General features: G+C 67.4%; 18 protein-coding genes. 13 read left to right on the forward strand and 5 right to left on the reverse strand.

Going from position 1 to position 18475, the window contains the following annotated elements; genetic code table 11:
• Positions 1-4: 4 nt before the first annotated feature.
• Together allB and G4D83_RS43630 are read right to left on the reverse strand one after the other, a co-directional pair.
• On the reverse strand, positions 5-1372 hold the full coding sequence (gene allB, locus G4D83_RS43625) for an allantoinase AllB (RefSeq protein ID WP_163870884.1): 1368 nt from the start codon (positions 1370-1372) through the stop codon (positions 5-7).
• Positions 1369-2814, reverse strand: a complete 1446-nt coding sequence (locus G4D83_RS43630) for an FAD/NAD(P)-binding protein (protein ID WP_163870885.1) — start codon at positions 2812-2814, stop codon at positions 1369-1371. Before G4D83_RS43630 ends, allB begins: the two co-directional genes overlap by 4 nt.
• Before the next feature lie 210 nt (positions 2815-3024).
• On the opposite strand from G4D83_RS43630, the gene pruA reads away from it, so the two are divergent.
• Together pruA and G4D83_RS43640 are read left to right on the forward strand one after the other, a co-directional pair.
• On the forward strand, positions 3025-4680 hold the full coding sequence (gene pruA / locus G4D83_RS43635) for an L-glutamate gamma-semialdehyde dehydrogenase (RefSeq protein WP_163870886.1): 1656 nt from the start codon (positions 3025-3027) through the stop codon (positions 4678-4680).
• Between the two features lie 6 nt (positions 4681-4686).
• Positions 4687-5535: an aldose epimerase family protein gene (locus G4D83_RS43640; RefSeq protein ID WP_163870887.1), complete on the forward strand. Its 849-nt coding sequence runs from the start codon at positions 4687-4689 to the stop codon at positions 5533-5535.
• A gap of 21 nt (positions 5536-5556) precedes the next feature.
• Here the strand turns inward: G4D83_RS43640 and G4D83_RS43645 are convergent, their stop codons facing one another.
• Entirely contained in the window at positions 5557-6402 is an 846-nt protein-coding gene (locus G4D83_RS43645; protein WP_163870888.1) for an alpha/beta fold hydrolase, read from the reverse strand.
• A 46-nt stretch (positions 6403-6448) separates the two neighbouring features.
• Positions 6449-7381 (reverse strand): LysR substrate-binding domain-containing protein, encoded by a 933-nt coding sequence (locus G4D83_RS43650; RefSeq protein ID WP_163870889.1) that lies wholly within the window; start codon positions 7379-7381, stop codon positions 6449-6451.
• 81 nt (positions 7382-7462) lie between these two features.
• Between G4D83_RS43650 and G4D83_RS43655 the strand changes: the two genes are divergently transcribed.
• From G4D83_RS43655 to G4D83_RS43700, 10 genes are all read left to right on the forward strand, one after another.
• Positions 7463-8698: an acyl-CoA dehydrogenase family protein gene (locus G4D83_RS43655; protein WP_163870924.1), complete on the forward strand. Its 1236-nt coding sequence runs from the start codon at positions 7463-7465 to the stop codon at positions 8696-8698.
• Positions 8699-8704: 6 nt separating this feature from the next.
• Positions 8705-9790: a phosphotransferase family protein gene (locus G4D83_RS43660; protein ID WP_163870890.1), complete on the forward strand. Its 1086-nt coding sequence runs from the start codon at positions 8705-8707 to the stop codon at positions 9788-9790.
• Positions 9790-10482: a histidine phosphatase family protein gene (locus G4D83_RS43665; RefSeq protein WP_163870891.1), complete on the forward strand. Its 693-nt coding sequence runs from the start codon at positions 9790-9792 to the stop codon at positions 10480-10482. The genes G4D83_RS43660 and G4D83_RS43665 overlap by 1 nt, the downstream gene beginning before the upstream one ends.
• Before the next feature lie 11 nt (positions 10483-10493).
• Positions 10494-11240 carry an SDR family oxidoreductase gene (locus G4D83_RS43670; RefSeq protein ID WP_163870892.1) on the forward strand — a complete coding sequence of 249 codons (747 nt, stop codon included), beginning with the start codon at positions 10494-10496 and terminating at the stop codon, positions 11238-11240.
• Between the two features lie 150 nt (positions 11241-11390).
• Positions 11391-12689 (forward strand): TIGR02270 family protein, encoded by a 1299-nt coding sequence (locus tag G4D83_RS43675; protein WP_163870893.1) that lies wholly within the window; start codon positions 11391-11393, stop codon positions 12687-12689.
• Positions 12690-12705: 16 nt separating this feature from the next.
• The gene (locus G4D83_RS43680) at positions 12706-13170 is read left to right on the forward strand and encodes a DUF4150 domain-containing protein (RefSeq protein WP_163870894.1); all 465 of its coding nucleotides are present in this window, start codon (positions 12706-12708) and stop codon (positions 13168-13170) included.
• Between the two features lie 36 nt (positions 13171-13206).
• Positions 13207-14136, forward strand: a complete 930-nt coding sequence (locus G4D83_RS43685) for an AHH domain-containing protein (RefSeq protein WP_163870895.1) — start codon at positions 13207-13209, stop codon at positions 14134-14136.
• Complete coding sequence (locus G4D83_RS43690; RefSeq protein ID WP_163870896.1) at positions 14133-14732, forward strand: imm11 family protein; 600 nt, start codon at positions 14133-14135, stop codon at positions 14730-14732. The genes G4D83_RS43685 and G4D83_RS43690 overlap by 4 nt, the downstream gene beginning before the upstream one ends.
• A complete protein-coding gene (locus G4D83_RS43695) occupies positions 14729-15514 on the forward strand; it encodes an Imm49 family immunity protein (RefSeq protein ID WP_163870897.1) in 786 nt (261 codons plus the stop codon). Before G4D83_RS43690 ends, G4D83_RS43695 begins: the two co-directional genes overlap by 4 nt.
• Before the next feature lie 7 nt (positions 15515-15521).
• Positions 15522-16634, forward strand: a complete 1113-nt coding sequence (locus tag G4D83_RS43700; RefSeq protein ID WP_163870898.1) for a hypothetical protein — start codon at positions 15522-15524, stop codon at positions 16632-16634.
• A gap of 13 nt (positions 16635-16647) precedes the next feature.
• On the opposite strand, the gene G4D83_RS43705 is transcribed toward G4D83_RS43700, so the two are convergent.
• A complete protein-coding gene (locus G4D83_RS43705; RefSeq protein ID WP_163870899.1) occupies positions 16648-17532 on the reverse strand; it encodes a bifunctional transcriptional activator/DNA repair enzyme AdaA in 885 nt (294 codons plus the stop codon).
• 165 nt (positions 17533-17697) lie between these two features.
• Here G4D83_RS43705 and G4D83_RS43710 point away from each other — a divergent pair, with 165 nt between their 5' ends.
• A complete protein-coding gene (locus G4D83_RS43710) occupies positions 17698-18330 on the forward strand; it encodes a glutathione S-transferase family protein (protein ID WP_163870900.1) in 633 nt (210 codons plus the stop codon).
• Positions 18331-18475 lie beyond the last annotated feature (145 nt).

Below are 18475 nucleotides of genomic sequence, written 5' to 3' on the forward strand. Positions count from 1 at the left end.
GGCTTCAAACGGCGATGCGCGCCGAGGACGGGCGGCGCACCCAGGTTCCACTCGGACGCGGGAAGGGCTGCCCGCGCTCGTAGATTTTCGTCCCGCGAAGGAACGTCGTCTCCACCACGCCCGAGAGCGTGCGGCCCGCGTACGGCGTCAGCGGGTGACGGTGCTGGAGCCGCTTGGGCTCCACGGTGAATGTGGCCTCGGGGTCGAACACCACCAGGTCCGCGTCAGCGCCGGGTGACAGCGTCCCCTTGGTGCCGTGCAGTCCCACCAGCCGAGCCGGGGCTTCACACATCCAGCGGACCAGCGTCTCCAGACCGTGGCCACGCCTGGCCGCCTCGGTCCACACGGCAGACAGGCTGAGCTGGAGCGACGCGATGCCGCCCCACGCCGCGCCGAAGTCACCGCGCTCCAGGAGCTTCAGCGCCGGCGTGCAGGGCGAGTGGTCCGACACGACCAACTCGATGTCGCCCCGCGCCAGCCCGGCCCAGAGCCGCTCGCGATTCTCAGCCTCGCGGATGGGGGGCGCGCACTTGAAGTGGGTGGCCCCATCCTCGATTTCCTCGGCGGTGAAGCTGAGGTAGTGCGGACACGTCTCCACCGAGACATCCAGTCCCTCCCGGCGCGCGTCTGCCAGCAACGGCAGCGCATCCGCCGACGACAGATGGACGATGTGGACCCGGCAGCGGTGCTGACGCGCCAGCTCCATCATCATCCGGATGGCGTCCTGCTCCCAGCGGCGAGGCCGGGACTCCAGATAGGCGCGGTACGTGCGCGGGCCGCCCGCGTCCGCGGCCTCCAGCGGAGACTCCAGCTCCGCGTGGACAATGAGCGGAATGCCCCGCCGCGCGAGAATCGGCATCGCCACGTCGAGCACCGCGCGGTCCGCCGGGGGAAACTCGTCCACGCCCGAGGGGCACAAGAAGCACTTGAAGCCCGCGACACCCGCGTCGATGAGCGCTTCCAACTCGTCCGCGTTGCCCGGAATCACCCCGCCCCAGAAGCCGTGGTCCACCTGACTGGACTCGCTGGCGGCGCTCGCCTTGAGCTTCAGCGCCTCCAACGTGGTGGTGGGCGGCAGCGAGTTGAGCGGCATGTCCACGACGGTGGTGATGCCGCCGGCCGCCGCCGCGCGCGTGGCCGTCTCGAAGCCCTCCCACTCCGTGCGGCCGGGCTCGTTGATGTGCGCGTGGCAGTCCACCACGCCAGGCATCACCACGTGGTTGCCCACGTCCGTCACCGTCAGGGCCCCGAGCGCCTCACTGGGCCCCGCCACCTTCACCACCCGCCCGTCCTTCACCACCACCACGGCCTCGCGCAAACCACCCGCCGCGAGGACGCGACGGCTGCGCAGCCCGAACTCACCACTGCTCATGGCTCGAATTCCTTCTCGTCGAAGCACTCCAGGGCGCTGAAGAATGCGTCCCGGTCATCCACGTAGAGCTGCCGCGTCACGCCCGCCGTCAGTCGAGGCAGGCTGTACTTCATGCCAGAGATGCTCGCGCCACCGAAGCCCAGCGAGAGCAGGCACCCGAAGGTGTAGTTGAAGATGGACGACAGATGCGGCGCGCGGCCCGGGTGCTTCTCCTGCAACTCGAAGCCGGGCCCCAGGTACGGATGGCGCAGCAGGTCCGTGTGCGACTGGCCCGAGGGCGGCGTGAAGCGGTCCTTCCAGAGTGCGATGTCCTGATGCAGGTTCGCCAGCTCTGGACGCAGCGAGAGGTCCGTCACCGTGCCGCTGCCGACGATGAGCTTGTCGAAGGTGTAGTGCCCCTGCGGCGTGGTGATGCGGACCCGTCCGTCCACGGCCTCGGCGCCCACCCACGGGCTCTCCGCGTGCAGGTGGAACTGCGGATACGCGCGTGCACGGCGGTACGTGTCGGCGGGAGGCAACTGCCCCATCTCGAAGATGCGGTGGATGAAGCGCCACTTGTCCGCGTCCGGCAGGTCCGCGTGGTGCTTGAGGAAGCCGACGAACTCCGCCCAGCGGTACGGGTTGACGGTGGGCAGCGTCTTGCGCCGGTAGAAGAGACGCACCTCGCCCGCGCCGTGCTCCAGCGCGACGGAGGCGTTGTCGAACGCGGAGGCCCCCGCGCCGAGCACGCCGATGCTGCGCCCCCGCAGCGCCTCGAAGTCGATGTCCTCGCGCGTCTGCGCGTACAGCTCGCGAGGCAGCCCCGCCACCACCGCTGGGACTTCCCAGCGTCCCGAGCCGTCGATGCCCGTAGCGAGCACGATTTTGCGGGCGTGGAGGACCTCGCTCTGTCCCGTGCGCACGTCCTCCAGCGGCACCTGGAAGCAGTCGTCCTCCGCGCTCCAGGTCAGCGCGCCCGCGCGCGAGCGGCAGCGCACGGGGATGCCCAGCGTGCGCCGGTACCAGCCGAGGAAGTCCGCCCACAGCTCCTTGGGGATGCGCTCCAGGGACGTCCAGGCGGCCTCGCCATACTGGGCCTCGAACCAGGACTGGAAGCAGAGGTTGGGCAGGTTGTGGTCGGGGCCGGTGAGGTGCTTGGGCGTGCGCAGCGTGTGCATGCGCGCGAAGGTCTTCCAGGGCCCCGCGAGGTCCTGCTCTCCGTCATCGACGACGAGCAGGTTCGTCACCTTCTCGCGCATCAGCCCGAAGGCGGCGGTGAGGCCGCTCTGTCCTCCGCCGATGATGAGGACATCCAGCACGGGCTCGCCGGCGCGGGTGCGGCGGGGGAGCACCCAGGAGCGGCGGGGATACTCCAGCCGCTCGAGGTCCTTCCGGAGCGCCTCTTCCAGGGCGGTGAGGCCAGGGACGGGCGGCATCGCGGGGCTCGGGGGCGGGATGCGCATGCCCCATCGTAACCGCGCGCTGTGTCGCCCGGTCAATGTGCCCCCCTCGCACGGTATGAGCCTCCGGGCGGGGTGGTGGGAAATACCCGGCCAGGCTGGGGGTTGACAGCGGGTGTCCGGGTGCAGACGACGGCCTGCTTCCACGCTTCCCCGGTGGAGTCGGTTGGTTCATGCTCCCCGCCCTTTTCGCCCTGTCCCGAGGTCCACCGCGTGATCAACGCCATCCCCCGCGTCCCGGCTCCCCGAAACGAGCCCATCCTGCCCTACGCGCCCGGTGCTCCCGAGCGCCGCGAGCTCCAGGCCGCGCTCAAGCGCATGGCTGGTGAGCAGATCGACATCCCGCTCATCATCGGCGGCAAGCAGGTGCGCAGCGGCAAGACGGACACCGTCCGCATGCCGCACCGGCACTCGCACGTGCTGGCCACGCTGCACGAGGCGGACGCCAGCCATGTCGAGCAGGCCATCCAGGCCGCCCTGGCCGTGAAGGAGGACTGGGCGCGGACGCCGTTCGCCTCGCGCGCCGCCATCTTCCTGCGCGCCGCGGAGCTGCTCGCCACGCGCTACCGCCCGCTCATCAACGCGTCCACCATGCTGGGTCAGTCCAAGACGGCCCACCAGGCGGAAATCGACGCGGCGTGCGAGGCCATCGACTTCCTGCGCTACAACGTCCACTTCGCCGAGCAGATCCTGGCCATCCAGCCGGAGTCCTCGCCGCAGACGTGGAACATGTTGGACTACCGCCCGCTGGACGGCTTCGTGTTCGCGGTGGCGCCGTTCAACTTCACGTCCATCGCGATGAACCTCTGCACCGCGCCGGCCATCATGGGCAACGTGGTGCTGTTCAAGCCGTCCTCCACGGCGGCGCTGAGCGCCTGGTACTTCATGGAGCTGCTCCGTGAGGCGGGCCTGCCCGACGGCGTCATCAACATGCTCAACGGCGACGGGCCCACCATTGGCAACCCGACGCTGGCCAGCCCCCACCTGGGCGGCATCCACTTCACCGGCTCCACGCCGACGTTCAACTCCATGTGGAAGACGGTGGGAGAGAACATCGGCCGGTACAAGCAGTACCCCCGGCTGGTGGGTGAGACGGGCGGCAAGGACTTCATCGTGGCGCACGCGTCGGCTGCGGACGACGTGGAGGCGCTCGCGGTGGCCATCGTCCGCGGCGGCTTCGAGTACCAGGGCCAGAAGTGTTCGGCGGCCAGCCGCGTCTACGTCCCCGAGTCCATGTGGCCCAAGCTGAAGTCCCGCCTCCAGGCGCTCATCGGTGACATCCGGATGGGCGACGTGACGGACTTCCGCAACTTCATGGGCGCGGTCATCGACGAGAAGTCCTTCAAGAAGGTCTCCTCGTACATCGACCTGGCGAAGCAGGACGGCGAGGCCAGCATCGTCGCGGGCGGAGAGGCGGACCGGAAGGAAGGCTGGTTCGTGAAGCCCACGCTGGTGCAGCTCACCAACCCGCGTCACCGCATCATGCGCGAGGAGGTCTTCGCGCCGCTGGTGGGCGTGTACGTGTATCCCGACGCGAAGTACGTGGAGACGCTGCGCGAGGTGGACCAGAGCGCGACGTACGCGCTGACGGGCGCCATCTTCGGCCGTGACAGGAAGGCCATCGACACGGCGATGAGCGAGCTGCGTCACGCGGCGGGAAACATCTACATCAACGACAAGCCCACGGGCGCGGTGGTGGGCCAGCAGCCCTTCGGCGGCTCGCGGGCGTCGGGCACCAACGACAAGGCGGGCTCGCTGCTCAACCTCATCCGGTGGACCAGCCCTCGCACGGTGAAGGAGACCTTTGTCTCGCCCGCGAAGGTGCCGTATCCGTTCATGGACAGCGACCCCCACGATGGGGGTATCTAGGCTCGTATGAGCCGAGCGTTCCCCGGTATCGCAGGGTTGGAGACGTACGCGTTGGTGGACGGTGGGTGCCGCGTGGAGGTGATTCCTTCACGCGGGGCCCTCGTCTCGAGGATGACGGTGGACGGCGACGAGGTGCTGTACCTCGACGAGGCCACCGTGGCGGACCCGGCGAAGAACGTGCGCGGTGGCATCCCCGTGCTGTTCCCCATCGCCGGGCCCCTTCCGGGTGACACGTACCCGGCGGACCGCAAGTCCTTCACGATGTCGCAGCACGGCTTCGCGCGGCGGCTGCCGTGGACCGTGCGCCAGGCGGAGGACTCGCTGCTGGTGGTGGGGCTGTCCTCCACCGAGGAGACGCTGCGCCAGTTCCCGTGGCAATTCGACGCGCAGCTCACCTTCTCGCTGGTGGGCACGCGGCTCACGTTGGACTTCGACGTGGAGAATCGCGACACGCGCCCCCTGCCCCTGCACCTGGGCTTCCATCCGTACTTCCGGGTGCCCGACGCGGCGAAGGCCGTGGCCACGGTGGAGACGGACGCGACGCACGCGTGGGACAACCGGAACAAGCGCGAGGTGCCCTTCACGGGGCTCGACCTGACGCAGGACGAGGTGGACTTGCACCTGAGAGACCACTCCGGCCCTGGGACGGTGCTGGGACGCGGACCGGGTCTGCGGCCGGTGCACCTGTCGTGGAGCCCGGAGTTCAAGGTGCTGGTGGTGTGGACCCTGCGCGGCAAGGACTTCGTCTGCGTGGAGCCGTGGACGGCCGCTGCTGGGGCGTTGGCTACTGGCGAGGGACTGCTGCATGTGGAGCCCGGTGAGCGGGCGTCACTCGCGTTCGACATCGAGGCGTGAAGCAGGCCCGACGTTGAGTGCTCACGGACGTGGCGTCAGCCGGGAGGCGAACTCGCGCATGGCGGAGGCCACGGCCTCCGGGCGCTCCACCCAGGGGAAATGCGCCGCGCCCTCCACCGTCCTGTGGAGGATGTGCGGCCCCTGGAAGGCGGGCTGCGACCACGGCGTCTGCTGGACGATGCGGTCCTCGGCGCCGCTGATGATGAGCGTGGGCAGGGAGCGCGGCCACCACGTGTGGACGTACGTCTCATCGAAGGCGCGGTCGGACCAGTCGACGGCCGCGCGGTTGTAGGGCATCCGCCGCAGCAGCTCGCGTCCCGTGTCGAGGCCCTCTGCCGTGAAGTTCCACTCCGCTGATGCCACCGCGATGTCGCGGAGCCGCTCGTTCGTGCGCTCGGCGTCATAGCGCTGGCTCGCGGCGTCGACTTCGGGAAGGGGATGCCGTTGGGTCATCGCGAAGAACGGCGCACGCCAGCCCGCGTCGGGTGCCGTGCTCACGAGCACCATTCCCACGAGCAACGTCTCCAGTTCCGGCACGGACAGCAGATACATGCCTCCGGTGGAGTGTCCCAGGTAGACGCAGTTCGGGAGCGCGCGGGCGGCCTCGACGAGAACGCGGGGCCACACGTCGAAGGGGACCTCGGGGGAGCCCGGGGGCGAGACGTTCGACCCATCTCCCGGCAGGTCCACCATCCAGCACGTGCCGGGAACATCCAGGACGTCCGCGAGCCCGAGCAGGCTCTCCGAGCCAATCCCAGGCCCGCCGGGGAGCAGCAGCCAGTTGAAGGCGCCTGGGCGAGAGTTCCTCTGGCGAAGACGCACCCCCGACGGGGTGAAGAACTCTGTCGTGAAGGCCGCGTCGTGCATGGACTGAACCTAGACCAACGCGCGGGAGTTCAGACACCCGGAAGCACTATCTTCGCGAGGCGCCCATCAGTCCCTTCGCCAGGAACTGCAGCTCCGAGCGCAACCACTGACTGCGCGGCTCGCTGTCCTCGGAGCGATGCCAGTACAGGTGCAGCTCAAGCCGGGGCAGCGCGAGCGGCATGGGCAACAGGTGGTTGTCCAACTCCGCGTTGATCTCCTCCGCGCGGCGCCGGGGCATCGTCAGCATCAAGTCTGAACCAGACACGATGCGGCAGGCCGTCTCGTAGTGCCGGCAACGCACCGTCACCTCGCGCTGATATCCCAGACGACTGAGCACCAGGTCCTCCACCGCCAGCCCCGTGCGCCGCGACGATACCGTGACATGGCGCGCTCCCATGTACGCCGCCACGTCCAGCCGCCTGCGCTTACGACTCACCACACAGAACGCGTCATGAGTGAAGGCCGTGTGCCGCAGCTCCGCGCTGGTGGGTTGCTCCACGTCGATGGCCAGATCCAACCGTCCCGACGCGAGGTCCCGCTCCAGTCGCGTCCGCTCCAGTCGCACGCTGCTGATGCGCGCCTCCGGACTTCGCTCCCGAAGCCGAGCCACGAGCCGAGGAACGATGGACGGCTCCAGCATGTCGCTCATCGCCAGCGTGAAGGTGCCCACATCCCGCACGGGCTCGAAACCGCGGGTGTGGTGCACGGCCTGCTGCAACAGGGCGAGCGCCTCGCGAATCTCCGGCGCCAGTCGTTCAGCCAGCGGCGTGGGCGCCACCCCGCGCCCCTCCCGGACGAACAGCGGGGCACCCAGTTGCTCTCGCAGACGGGTCAGCGCATGGCTCACCGCCGACTGACTGAGGAAAAGGACTTCGGCCGCGCGCGTCAGGTTGCGCTCCCGGTAGACGACGTCGAACACCCTGAAGAGGTTGAGGTCGGGAGCCCCGGGCCGCCGGGCAGAGTCATGAACCAGGCTCATGACGACACATGACCAACATTCAGTGGATTCAACAAGAGCCGGGTGCCAAGGATGGACGCCTCTCGTGGAGGAGGCATCACCGTGGACTTCGAGCCCAGCGCCAGAGCCAAGGACTACCTGGAGCGCGTGAAGCGGTTCATGCGCGAGCACATCGAGCCCTCCGAGGAGCGCTACTACCAGGAGGTCATGGAAGCCTCCCGAGGCGGCGACTGGAAGACGTGGCCGGTGTCCTCCGTCATGGAGGACCTCAAGGCCCGCGCCAAGGAGCAGGGGCTGTGGAACCTCTTCCTCCCGGACGAGAAGCTCGCCCCGGGCCTCTCCACGCTCGAATACGCGCCCATCGCCGAGGAGACCGGGCGCAGCCTGATGGCCCCCGAGGTCTTCAACTGCAACGCCCCCGACACCGGCAACATGGAGGTGCTGTGGAAGTACGGCACCCCCGCCCAGCAGGAGCGCTGGCTCAAGCCGCTGCTCGCGGGTGACATCCGCTCGGTGTTCTGCATGACGGAGCCGGGCGTGGCCTCGTCGGACGCCACCAACATGGAGGCCACCGCCGTCGTCGAGGGCGACGAGGTCATCCTCAACGGCACCAAGTGGTGGTCCACCGGCTTGGGACACCCCAAGGCCAAGGTCACCATCTTCATGGCGCGCACGCCCGACACCGGGGGCGACCGTCATCACCAGCACTCCATGGTGCTCGCGCCCCTGGACGCGCCGGGCATCACCATCAAGCGCATGCTGCCCGTCTTCGGCGAGTACGACGCGCCCCACGGCCACGGCGAGGTCCACTTCGACAACGTGCGAGTGCCCGTCTCCAACATCATCGGTGGCCCGGGCATGGGCTTCGAGATTGCCCAGGGCCGACTGGGCCCCGGCCGCATCCACCACTGCATGCGCTGCGTGGGCGCGGCGGAGCGGGCGCTGGAGCTGATGATTGACCGGGGAATGAACCGCACGGCCTTCGGCAAGCCCATCATGAACCTGGGCGGCAACCGCGAGCGCGTGGCCGAGGCCCGCATCGCCATCGACCAGGCCCGCCTGCTCACGCTCTACGCGGCGTGGAAGATGGACCAGGTGGGCCCCATCGGCGCGATGACCGAGATTTCCGCCATCAAGGTCGTCGCCCCGAGCATGCTCCAGCGCATCGTCGACGACGCCATCCAGCTTCACGGCGGCGCGGGCGTCTCCAACGACACGGCGCTCGCGGGCTTCTTCGGACAGGCGCGCACGCTGCGGCTCGCGGACGGCCCGGACGAGGTGCACAAGGGCGTCATCGCCCGCATCGAGCTGGCCAAGCGCGGCTTCTCCAGGAAGTGACCCACCATGGCCACGAACGCCACGCCTTCCACTTCGCTCGACACGCCCGGCTCCATCCGAGCCGGTGAGGAGTTGAACGTCGCCGCCGTCGATGCCTGGCTCAAACACCAGATTTCGACGCTCGAGGGCTCACCCACGGTGACGCAGTTCTCGGGCGGCGCGTCCAACTGGACCTACCGCCTCAAGTATCCGAACCGCGACCTCATCCTTCGCCGGCCGCCGTCCGGAACGAAGGCGAAGTCCGCGCACGACATGTCACGCGAGTACCGCGTGCAGAAGGCCCTCAAGCCCGCCTACCCCTGGGTGCCGGAGATGGTGGGGCTGTGCCAGGACCCCGCCGTCATCGGCGCGGACTTCTACGTCATGGAGCGCATCGAGGGCATCATCCCGCGCGCCAACATGCCCCGGGGCATGAACCTCGGCCCCGCGGAGACTCGCAAGCTCTGCCTCAATGTCGTGGACCGGCTGCTGGAGCTGCATGCCGTGGACGCCCAGGCCGCGGGGCTGTCGTCGCTCGGCAAGGGAGCCGGCTACCCGAGGCGCCAGGTGGAAGGCTGGTCGGACCGCTATGAGAAGGCCCGGACGTGGAACGTGCCGAGCTTCAAGTACGTGCGCGCCTGGCTCAAGGACCACATCCCCGACGATGTCGCCACCTGCGTCATCCACAATGACTGGCGCTTCGACAACGTGGTGTTGGACCCGGGTGACCCCACCCATGTCATCGGCGTGCTCGACTGGGAGATGGCCACGCTGGGCGACCCGCTGATGGACCTGGGCAGCGCGCTGGCCTACTGGGTCCAGGCCGATGACGACTTCTTCATGCGAGCCACGCGGCGTCAGCCCACACACGTGCCCGGCATGCTGCGCCGCCAGGAGGTCGTCGACTACTACCTCCAGCGCTCCGGCCTGAAGCCCGCCAACTGGACCTTCTACGAGGTCTTCGGAATCTTCCGGCTGGCCGGCATCATCCAGCAGATCTACTACCGCTATCACCACAAGCAGACGCGCAACCCGGCGTTCAAGAACTTCTGGTCGCTGGTGACGTACTTCGACTGGCGCTGCAGGCGCCTCATCCGGAAGGGCGGTCGCTGATGGGCGTGGTGTATCTCATCCGCCATGGACAGGCGTCCTTCGGCGCGCGGAACTATGACCAGCTCTCCGAGACGGGCTTCATCCAGGCCCGGGTGCTCGGCGAGGCGCTCAAGACGCGGTTGCCCACCCTGGACGCGGTCGTCGCCGGCACGCTCACGCGTCACCAGCAGACGGCGGAGACGTGCCTCACCGCGATGGGCACGAGCCTGCTGCCTGCTCGCACACCGGGCTTCAACGAGTTCGACCATGACGAGCTCGTGACCCGGCACACGCCGCGCTATGCGAATCACGCGGCCTTGGCGGAAGACCTGATGGGCGCGAAGGACCCGCGCCGTGCGTTCCAGGAGTTGTTCACCCAGGCCGTGGCGCGCTGGGTCGCCGGGAAACACGACGCGGAGTACACGGAGCCCTGGCCGGTGTTCCGGGAGCGCTGTGTGCGAGCGCTGGACGCGCTCATCCAAGGCCTGGGGCCGTCGAAGACGGCGCTGGTGTTCACTTCGGGCGGCCCTGTCACGGCCATCTGCCAGCACCTGCTCCAGATTCCAGACGAGCACGCGTTCCGGTTGAACTGGACGCTCGCCAACTGTGGCGTCACGAAGGTCATCTACAGTGACCGGGGCCGCTACATGTCCACGCTCAACGAGCACGCCCACTTCGAGGGCGCTCAGAGCGCTCTCATCACCTACCGCTGAGGAACACGGCCATGCGCAAGAACATCCTGATTACCGGCGCGAGCTCCGGACTGGGTGAGGGCATGGCTCGTGAGTTCGCGGCGAGGGGGCGGAACCTCGCGCTGTGCGCCCGGCGCACGGACCGGCTGGAGTCGCTGCGTTCGGAGTTGCTGGCGAAGCATCCGGACCTGCACATCTTCGTGCGCGCGCTGGACGTGAATGAGCACGAGCAGGTGTTCGAGGTCTTCGAGGCGTTCGCCAAGGACCTCGGCAGCCTGGACCGCATCATCATCAACGCGGGCATCGGCGTGGGGAAACGGATTGGCACCGGCAACTTCGCCACCAACGCGAAGACGGCGCAGACGAACTTCGTGGCCGCTGTGGCGCAGTGCGAGGCGGCCGTGGGCATCCTTCGCAAGCAGGGCCAGGGACACCTCGTCACCATTTCATCCATGAGCGCGATGCGGGGGTTGCCTCGCCATCTCACGGTGTACGCGGCGACGAAGGCGGGCCTCGCGACGCTGACGGAGGGCATCCGCGCGGAGCTGATGAACACGCCCATCAAGGTGTCGACGATTTACCCCGGCTACATCCACACGGAGCTGAACGCGGGGGCGAAGAACCTGCCGTTCGCCGTGGACTCGGCGACGGGCTCACGTGCGCTGGTGAAGGCGATTGAGCGCGAGCCGGTAAGCGCCTACGTCCCCGGCTGGCCGTGGACCGTGGTGGGGTTCTTCCTGCGCAACCTGCCGCTCAAGCTCGTCGCGCGGATCTCCTGAGCGGAGGCTTCAGGTCCGCATCTCGCAGGGAGGGGCATGCACGCCCCTCGGAAATCCCGTAGACGGCAAGCAACCACATGCGCCACCTGGCGCCCTGAATCACAGTCGTGGGTGGCCGCCGGGAGCGCTGTGCCCCTATCGTGGCCAGACATGTGGGATCGCCCGGATGAACAGCTCCGCTGGGACGTACTCGAAACCCACTTCGAAGAAGCCTGCTTCTTGTGGACGCAGTGGGAAGGCAACCTGTCTTCCTCGCGCCATACGCTGGCGGACGTCGCGGGAGGCAATGAACTCCGACTGCGGGCGCACCTTCGGGCCCTCGTGCTCGGTGGCCCACGTGTAGCCGAGCGACTCCTGATTCCCGCGCTGGGAGAAGAGGACTCCGAGAAGCTTCGCGTCGCGAGCCACACGCTCCTCGCCATGGACGGATACGCCGACCTCGTGATGCGGACGTTCCAGGAAGCACCGGATGAACTGCGCGGCGCCATGGCACGCGCCCTGTCGCTCAGCGAGCGCCCCGGGTTGTCGAAGCAGCTCCTGCCGCTGCTCGCGATGGATGACCCGGACTTGCAGGCCACGTTGCTCGAAGTGCTCTCCTTCCGGCGGGGACTTCCTCCCGAGCCCCTCCTCCGGCTGTGCCAGCACGAAGTGCCCAGGGTTCAAGCGGCTGCGCTCCGCGCGGCTTGTGCGGTGAACCTTCCGGAAGACCCGAGGCTCCTTCGAAAGGCACTCGGCTCGCCCAGCGCCGCTGTCCGCGCCGCGGGCCTGCGCTGGGGACTGGTCCGCAACAGCCGCGAGGCGTTCCTGGCGTGTCTCGATTGGAGCGACGCGAGGGACGAGGGTGGAGACCTCGCACGCCTGGCGATGTCGATGGGAGGCGAACCCGCGCATCTGACACGAATGCTGCGGTTGCTCGATGTCTCGACGCTTCGCCGTGAGGCGCTGTGGGCCGTGGGCTTCAGCGGCAAGGTCGCGGCGGTGGAGGCCTGCCTCCCCTGGTTGAGGGACGCGAAACACGCGGGCGTCGCGGCCGAGTCCTTCTGCGCCATCACCGGGCTGGTCCTCACGGAGCATTTCCGCAAGGAGCGGGAGGAGCCGGACGAGGAGGAGGACGCCTCGGACAAAGAGCCCCGGGATGCCCACTTGGAGCTGCCACGCCCTGAAGCCATCGAGACCTGGTGGGCCGAGAAGCGTCCTCGATTCGGGAAGGATGCACGGTACCTCGCGGGACGCCCGTTCACGGCGGAAGCCCTGGTGGATTCCTTGAGCAGCGCCGTGACGCGACGACGTGCGCCCCTGGCGCTGGAGCTGGCCATCCGGACCCAGGGACGACACGCGGTGGAGGTGCTCGATTTCTCGCACCTCCAGACGCATCGATTGACGGAGCTTCGCTCCCTGGGAAGCCGGGCCCTCTGGACCGGTCCCTTCCTGACGCAGATGAGCCACTGAGCACACGAGGTGTCACATGGGTACGAGTGTCGGCGTCAACAAGCTCTCGGTCGTCCACAAGGACACGGGTGGAACCACCATCGCGATGCCCGACGTCTGTAAGACCCCGAGCCCCGCGGGCCCCGTTCCCATCCCCTACCCCAACGTCGCGCAGTCCTCCGACACCGCGAAGGGAAGCAAGAGCGTCTCCGTGGAGGGCAATCCCATCTGCCTGAAGGACTCCAACTTCAGCACGAGCACCGGCGACGAGGCGGGCACGGCGGGCGGGGGAGTGGCCTCCAGCAAGACGAAGGGCAAGGCGGAGTTCGTCAACTACTCCTTCGACGTGAAGGTCGAAGGCAAGAACGTGGCGCGCGCACTCGACCTCATGCTCCACAACGACAAGAACACCCCGCCCGTCCCTCTCATCCAGCCGCCCGTGGTCGCCATGGGCAAAAAGGAAGAGGCTCCGCCCTGCCTGTGCTGTGACGAGCCGGCGTAGCCGCGAATGTCTCCACCGACGTGAGCCGAGGACCTCATGGCTGAAAACAATCACCTGACGGACGAGGACACGGGTCTTCACAAGCCCATCGGGAACGCCCTGGAGGGCGGGGCCTGCCTCTCAGGACACGAGTCGGACTACCACAAGAAGAACAGCTGCTCTTATCGCTATCAGGCCGTCGAGCATTCCCGTAGCAACAAGGGACGCGGTGACATCTACAAGGTTTCCGCCGACGGCCACGCGCGCATCGCTCAAGCCCATGGCGGGGGACCCATTCCGACCTCGCGATACCTCACCCGGCGCGGCTCCAGTCCGGAGAACCCCTCCGGCCGATATCCCTGGGACGGTGACTATGGCGACCACCTCACCGTGCCACAGCCGGGCGATTGGGATATCAATGGACCCACACGCGTGGGCGCCGTGGATGCCGCAGGGAAGCCGATTGGCCCGGGGATGAACTTCACCACCTCGTTCTGGCCCTATTGGAACAATGCCCACCACATGATTCCCAAGGGCACCCTGAACACGGCGATCGCGAATGCGGATACTGATCCGCGGATCGTGAATCTCATTCGAGCGGGACTTCTCAAGGCTCCCTACAACGTCAACCACTACGTCAACATGATCCTCCTGCCCATGGACACCGAGGTGGGCAAGATCCTCAACCTCCCAAGACATCTCTCACTGGATGATGGGTCGACCGCGTTTGACCAGAAACCCAAGTTCGACCACATTCCCTACAACCACAAGGTCGCGACCCGGCTCAAGGCCATCATGAGCGACTACAAAGAGAGAGCTGCGGAAATCAAAGGAGAAAATCAGGACTGCGACATCAAGAAGATGACTCCACTCTCCAAGAGGAAGCTCCACACGCTCTCCAATGATTGTTACAAGGCCATTACGGACTTTGGATCGAGCAACCCTGGAGAACCGCTTGTCGACTTGCCCGGGCTGAAACTCTCATGAACTACTTCTCCTTGAATCTGGCTCCGCTGACCGACCTGTCCTATTGCACGATGGGCGACCTGCCTGACAGCATTCGCGGCAAGAGCTATAAAATGTCGCGCGGGATTGCAATGGGCGCCGACTACCCCGCGAATACCGCGTGGCAAATGAGCGACGAGTACGGCGGCATCAAGCTGCCATCTCTCGTATGCAATACCGACAGCATCCTCGTGGTCGAGCGGAAGCTGAAGGACATCATCGAGGCCACCGGCGTCAGCATGGAATGCCTCCCCTTCGTGATGCTCAATCACAAGGGCAGAGAGGCAAGCCGCGACTATTTCATCGTCAATCCACTGGGGAACCGCGACTGCCTCAATCTGGAAGCGAGTGAAATCGAGTGGGAGGGTGATGAAGTCGTCAAGCTTGAGAAAGCCGTCCTTGACCCGGAGAAGCTCCAGGACACCCCGGCCATCTTCCGGCTCAAGCATGAGCGCGAGCTGATCGTCATCAGCCATCAACTGGCGGACGCCCTGAAGGCCGTGAACCCCACGAACATCTATCTCTTCAGCCTGCCCCAGGTGCCCACCACGAAGTCAGCGAGCGGTTCGAGCGCATGAGCGTTCCCCTGTGGCTGGTGCGCAAGGACCTGGGCATCTCGCTGGGACAGGGGCTTCCCTTTGTCCTCGCGCGCGACGTGACGCCGCGACAGATGCTCTTCTTCTGCGGCTACTACAGGCGATTGGGAATCGTGGAGTTCTTCATGTCCGGCCAGGTCGTGGGGTTCGTCAACCACCTCTCACGAAGCGCTCATGCCTTCGTCTTCTACCTGGAAGGCCTTCCCGTCGAGAACAAGGTCACCAGCCGCTGCGAGCCCTTCTTCGACGCCGTCGCTTGCGCCGATGTGAAGGCGGCTCAAGCCATTGCTCAAGCTTCGCGTGCGACCTGGAATCCCGACGAAGAGTATGAGGAAGACTTCCTCTACATGCGCTTGCTGATGGATGGCTTCGTCCTTGAGCGGGAACGCAGTCACCTGGACGCACTGTTGAAGCGTTACGAACAGGTACTCGCAGGTGGCGCGGATTTCCGCCTGGAGCTGTGCCGGGCCCTGCTCCACTCGGACCAGCAGATCTTCGATGAGGCCCTGGAGCGATGGATTGGCGACCATCGCCGCGAGAACGAGAAGAAGCTCGAGCAGGAGCAGACCTCTCCGAACGACGTGGCCACTGTGTTCCACCTGTGGGTGGAGCTGTTGGCAGTGTTGCGGTTCGCGGAGCGGGCGAAGCTGAAGGTGGCCCGTGACTACCCATTCGCGCCCTCCCTGGCTCGCCGAGTGGAGTCGACCCCACTTCCCTCTCCCGATGCCTGGCGGCACATCCCCTCGTTCGTCGACCTTGGCTAGAGACACCATGCGACTGGCCGTGACGGGACTCGGGATGGTGACCTCGGTGGGCTATGGCCGCACCGGGAGCTGCTCGGCCATCCGCGCCGGGCTGACGCGCGCATGCGAGCTTCCAGGGCTCCTCGTGTCCAGTGGAGACGGCGACGTCACCCCGGCCCGAGGCCACCCGGTCTCCGGGTTCGCCGAGGGGTTCTTCCAGGCCGGAGCATGGGTGCGACTCGCCGCGGGAGCACTGGAGGACCTGCTCCATGAAGGGACCCCAACACCCATGGCTCCCGAGCGCTGGCGAGGAACCGCGCTGATGGCCCTGACGCCCATGCTGGACCCCGAGCGGTTCCGGTGGGCCATCCACGAGAAGCCTGATGCGTTGGGCCAGTACTTCGTCAGGCCCCTCCAACAATTGATGACAAGCTCGCTCCCATTCGCACACACGGAAGCGCTTGCGTCAGGCCACTCCGGCTTCGCGGAAGGGCTCCAGCGCGCGGCGACGCTCCTGGGCTCCCACCGGGAGGTGGGTCGGGTGGTGCTCGCGGGAGCCGATTCGTATCTGGATGGGCTCACCCTCCAATGGCTGGCCCGGCACCGCCGATTGAAGAGTGCCGAGGCCCCCACGGGGCTCCTGCCTGGGCAGGCCGGGGCCTGCCTCATGGTGGAAGCGGCGCACCCGCGCGACACAGGCGATGGCTGTCACATCGCCTCCGTCGTCGTGAAGTCGCCACCTGCCAGCGACGTCTCCAGCCTGGCGAAGCGCGGACGATTGCTAGCGGAGGCCATTCAAGAGGCCCTCGCCGCCGATGACACAGGGCTCCCGTTTCGGGGAGAGCTGGTGCTCGACCTCAATGGCGAGGAGTGGAAGGCGCACGTCTGGGGCAACGCCCAGGTCCTGCTCGGGCAGCAGCTCGACTTCGACGCAAGCAGCGTCCTGGCACCGAGCGAGTCGATTGGCGAGGTGGGAGCCGCCAATGGCGTCGTGGGGACAGGGCTGGCGATCCACGGATTGATGTCCCCGGACTCCACCCACGAGCGCGCCCTGGTCTGCGGGATTGCGGATTCGGGGAAGGTCTCCGCCATCCTGGTCCGTGGACCGAAACGGGCCCCTCGCGGCATGAGTCGCTCGTAGCGACGCAGCCGACTCAACCCAGCCCCACCTGGGCATCTCTCACGTCGCCATCCTCGTTCTCCGCCCCGTATCGCAGGGACTCCCACGCGAGCATCACCTGCTTGCGCGCGGGCCCCCAGCGGTAGTCCCCGAAGACGCCCGTCTTCCGCAGCACGCGGTGGCAGGGAATCAGCAATGCCACGGAGTTGCCTCCCACCGCCGTGCCCACCGCGCGCACCGCCTTCGGCTTGCCGATGGCCCTCGCCAGGTCCTCGTACGTCGCCACCTCTCCCGGCGCCACGCGCAGCAGCGCCTGCCACACCTGCACCTGGAACGGCGTCCCCTTCACCAGCACCGACAACGGCGTGCGCTCACTCGGCGGCGCCTCGGGGAAGATGCGCTCCACCCAGGGCGCGGTCTCCTGCGCGGACTCCACGAACGTGGCCTTCGGCCACTGCGCCTTCAGCTCCGCCAGCGCCTCCGCTTCCAACTCCCCCGTGAGGAAGTGCAGCCCGCAGATGCCCCGCTCACACACGGCAATCAGGCACTCACCGAAGGGCGTCACATGCACACCGTGGTGCACCGTGAGCCCCTCGCCCCCGAGCTTGAACTCTCCCGGTGTCATCGCCGTCAGCGTGACGAAGAGCTCGTGCAACCGCCCGCCTCCCGACAGGCCCACGGCGAACGACGTGTCGAGCACGCTTCGCCGCTCGGCCAGCAGTCGACGCGCCGAGCTGAGCGTGTGCACCTGGAGGAATCGCTTCGGGCTGATGCCCGCCCAGCGGGTGAAGAGACGCTGGAAGTGGAAGGGGCTCAGCCCCACGTGCGCCGCGACGTCGTCCAGGGACGGCTGCTCGCGCGCGTGCGCATCGAGATAGAGAATCGCCTGCTCGATTCGGGCGTAATCGCTGGTCGCCATTCCCGGCTCCTGACTCAAGGGTATGTCCACCCCTCGGTATGGCCCCGAGGTCCCGCCCCTTCAACCCGGTTCTTGCGCCCCTTCCCGGTGACGACAAGACCGCAAGGACCGGGTCGCTCGCCTGGAGACAGGCGCCTACGCTGACCCCACCTCCCCGGAGCCCCCATGCGCCTCTACGACTACGCGCCTTCCGCCAACGGCTACAAGCTGCGCCTCCTGCTCTCCTGGCTCGACCGGCCCTACGAGCTGGTCCCCGTGGACATCTTCGCGGGCGAGAGCCGGACGGAGGACTTCCTCCGCCACAAGAATCCCGATGGCCGCATCCCCGTGCTGGAACCCGAGCCGGGCCGCTTCCTCGCCGAATCCAACGCCATCCTCCTCTTCCTCGCCGAGGGCACCCCACTGCTTCCCCAGGATGCCTTCGAGCGCGCCCAGGTCCACCAGTGGCTCTTCTTCGAACAGAACGCCGTGGAGCCCAACATCGGCACCGCCCGCTTCTGGAAGCTCACCGGCCGCGCCCCTCGCCACCCGGAGACCTTCCTCCTGCGCATCGAAGCGGGCCGCAACGCCCTCAAGTCCCTGGAGCGCCACCTCCAGCACCACGCGTTCCTCGTGGGCGAGCGCCCCACCGTCGCCGACATCGGCCTGTACGCCTATGTCCACCTCGCTCCCGACGTGGGCCTGGACCTGGGTGACTTCCCCGCGGTGTCCGCCTGGCTCGCGCGCGTGAAGGCCCGTCCCGGCCACATCGGCGCGCTCGCGCCGTACACCGCGAACGCCCACGTGACGAACCCGTGAGAGGGATTCCCGCGCCCTCGCGGAATCCCGTGACGCGGGGCCGCTGCGAGTGTCACAAGCCCCTCACGCCGCGCCCTGGCACCGCGGGTCAGCTTGACTCACGTGGGGCGAGCGTTTATCCCTAGCGCCGATGACGTCCCTTCTC

Origin of the sequence: Myxococcus eversor (genome assembly GCF_010894455.1) — a bacterium.
GTDB lineage: Bacteria > Myxococcota > Myxococcia > Myxococcales > Myxococcaceae > Myxococcus > Myxococcus eversor.

What these genes read in the sequence shown, in the direction of transcription:
- allB (WP_163870884.1), bottom strand. Translation starts at nt 1,372, where the DNA reads ATGAGCAGTGGTGAGTTCGGGCTGCGCAGCCGTCGCGTCCTCGCGGCG.
- G4D83_RS43630 (WP_163870885.1), bottom strand. Translation starts at nt 2,814, where the DNA reads ATGCGCATCCCGCCCCCGAGCCCCGCGATGCCGCCCGTCCCTGGCCTC.
- G4D83_RS43640 (WP_163870887.1), top strand. Translation starts at nt 4,687, where the DNA reads ATGAGCCGAGCGTTCCCCGGTATCGCAGGGTTGGAGACGTACGCGTTG.
- G4D83_RS43645 (WP_163870888.1), bottom strand. Translation starts at nt 6,402, where the DNA reads ATGCACGACGCGGCCTTCACGACAGAGTTCTTCACCCCGTCGGGGGTG.
- G4D83_RS43650 (WP_163870889.1), bottom strand. Translation starts at nt 7,381, where the DNA reads ATGAGCCTGGTTCATGACTCTGCCCGGCGGCCCGGGGCTCCCGACCTC.
- G4D83_RS43660 (WP_163870890.1), top strand. Translation starts at nt 8,705, where the DNA reads ATGGCCACGAACGCCACGCCTTCCACTTCGCTCGACACGCCCGGCTCC.
- G4D83_RS43665 (WP_163870891.1), top strand. Translation starts at nt 9,790, where the DNA reads ATGGGCGTGGTGTATCTCATCCGCCATGGACAGGCGTCCTTCGGCGCG.
- G4D83_RS43670 (WP_163870892.1), top strand. Translation starts at nt 10,494, where the DNA reads ATGCGCAAGAACATCCTGATTACCGGCGCGAGCTCCGGACTGGGTGAG.
- G4D83_RS43675 (WP_163870893.1), top strand. Translation starts at nt 11,391, where the DNA reads ATGTGGGATCGCCCGGATGAACAGCTCCGCTGGGACGTACTCGAAACC.
- G4D83_RS43680 (WP_163870894.1), top strand. Translation starts at nt 12,706, where the DNA reads ATGGGTACGAGTGTCGGCGTCAACAAGCTCTCGGTCGTCCACAAGGAC.
- G4D83_RS43685 (WP_163870895.1), top strand. Translation starts at nt 13,207, where the DNA reads ATGGCTGAAAACAATCACCTGACGGACGAGGACACGGGTCTTCACAAG.
- G4D83_RS43690 (WP_163870896.1), top strand. Translation starts at nt 14,133, where the DNA reads ATGAACTACTTCTCCTTGAATCTGGCTCCGCTGACCGACCTGTCCTAT.
- G4D83_RS43695 (WP_163870897.1), top strand. Translation starts at nt 14,729, where the DNA reads ATGAGCGTTCCCCTGTGGCTGGTGCGCAAGGACCTGGGCATCTCGCTG.
- G4D83_RS43700 (WP_163870898.1), top strand. Translation starts at nt 15,522, where the DNA reads ATGCGACTGGCCGTGACGGGACTCGGGATGGTGACCTCGGTGGGCTAT.
- G4D83_RS43705 (WP_163870899.1), bottom strand. Translation starts at nt 17,532, where the DNA reads ATGGCGACCAGCGATTACGCCCGAATCGAGCAGGCGATTCTCTATCTC.
- G4D83_RS43710 (WP_163870900.1), top strand. Translation starts at nt 17,698, where the DNA reads ATGCGCCTCTACGACTACGCGCCTTCCGCCAACGGCTACAAGCTGCGC.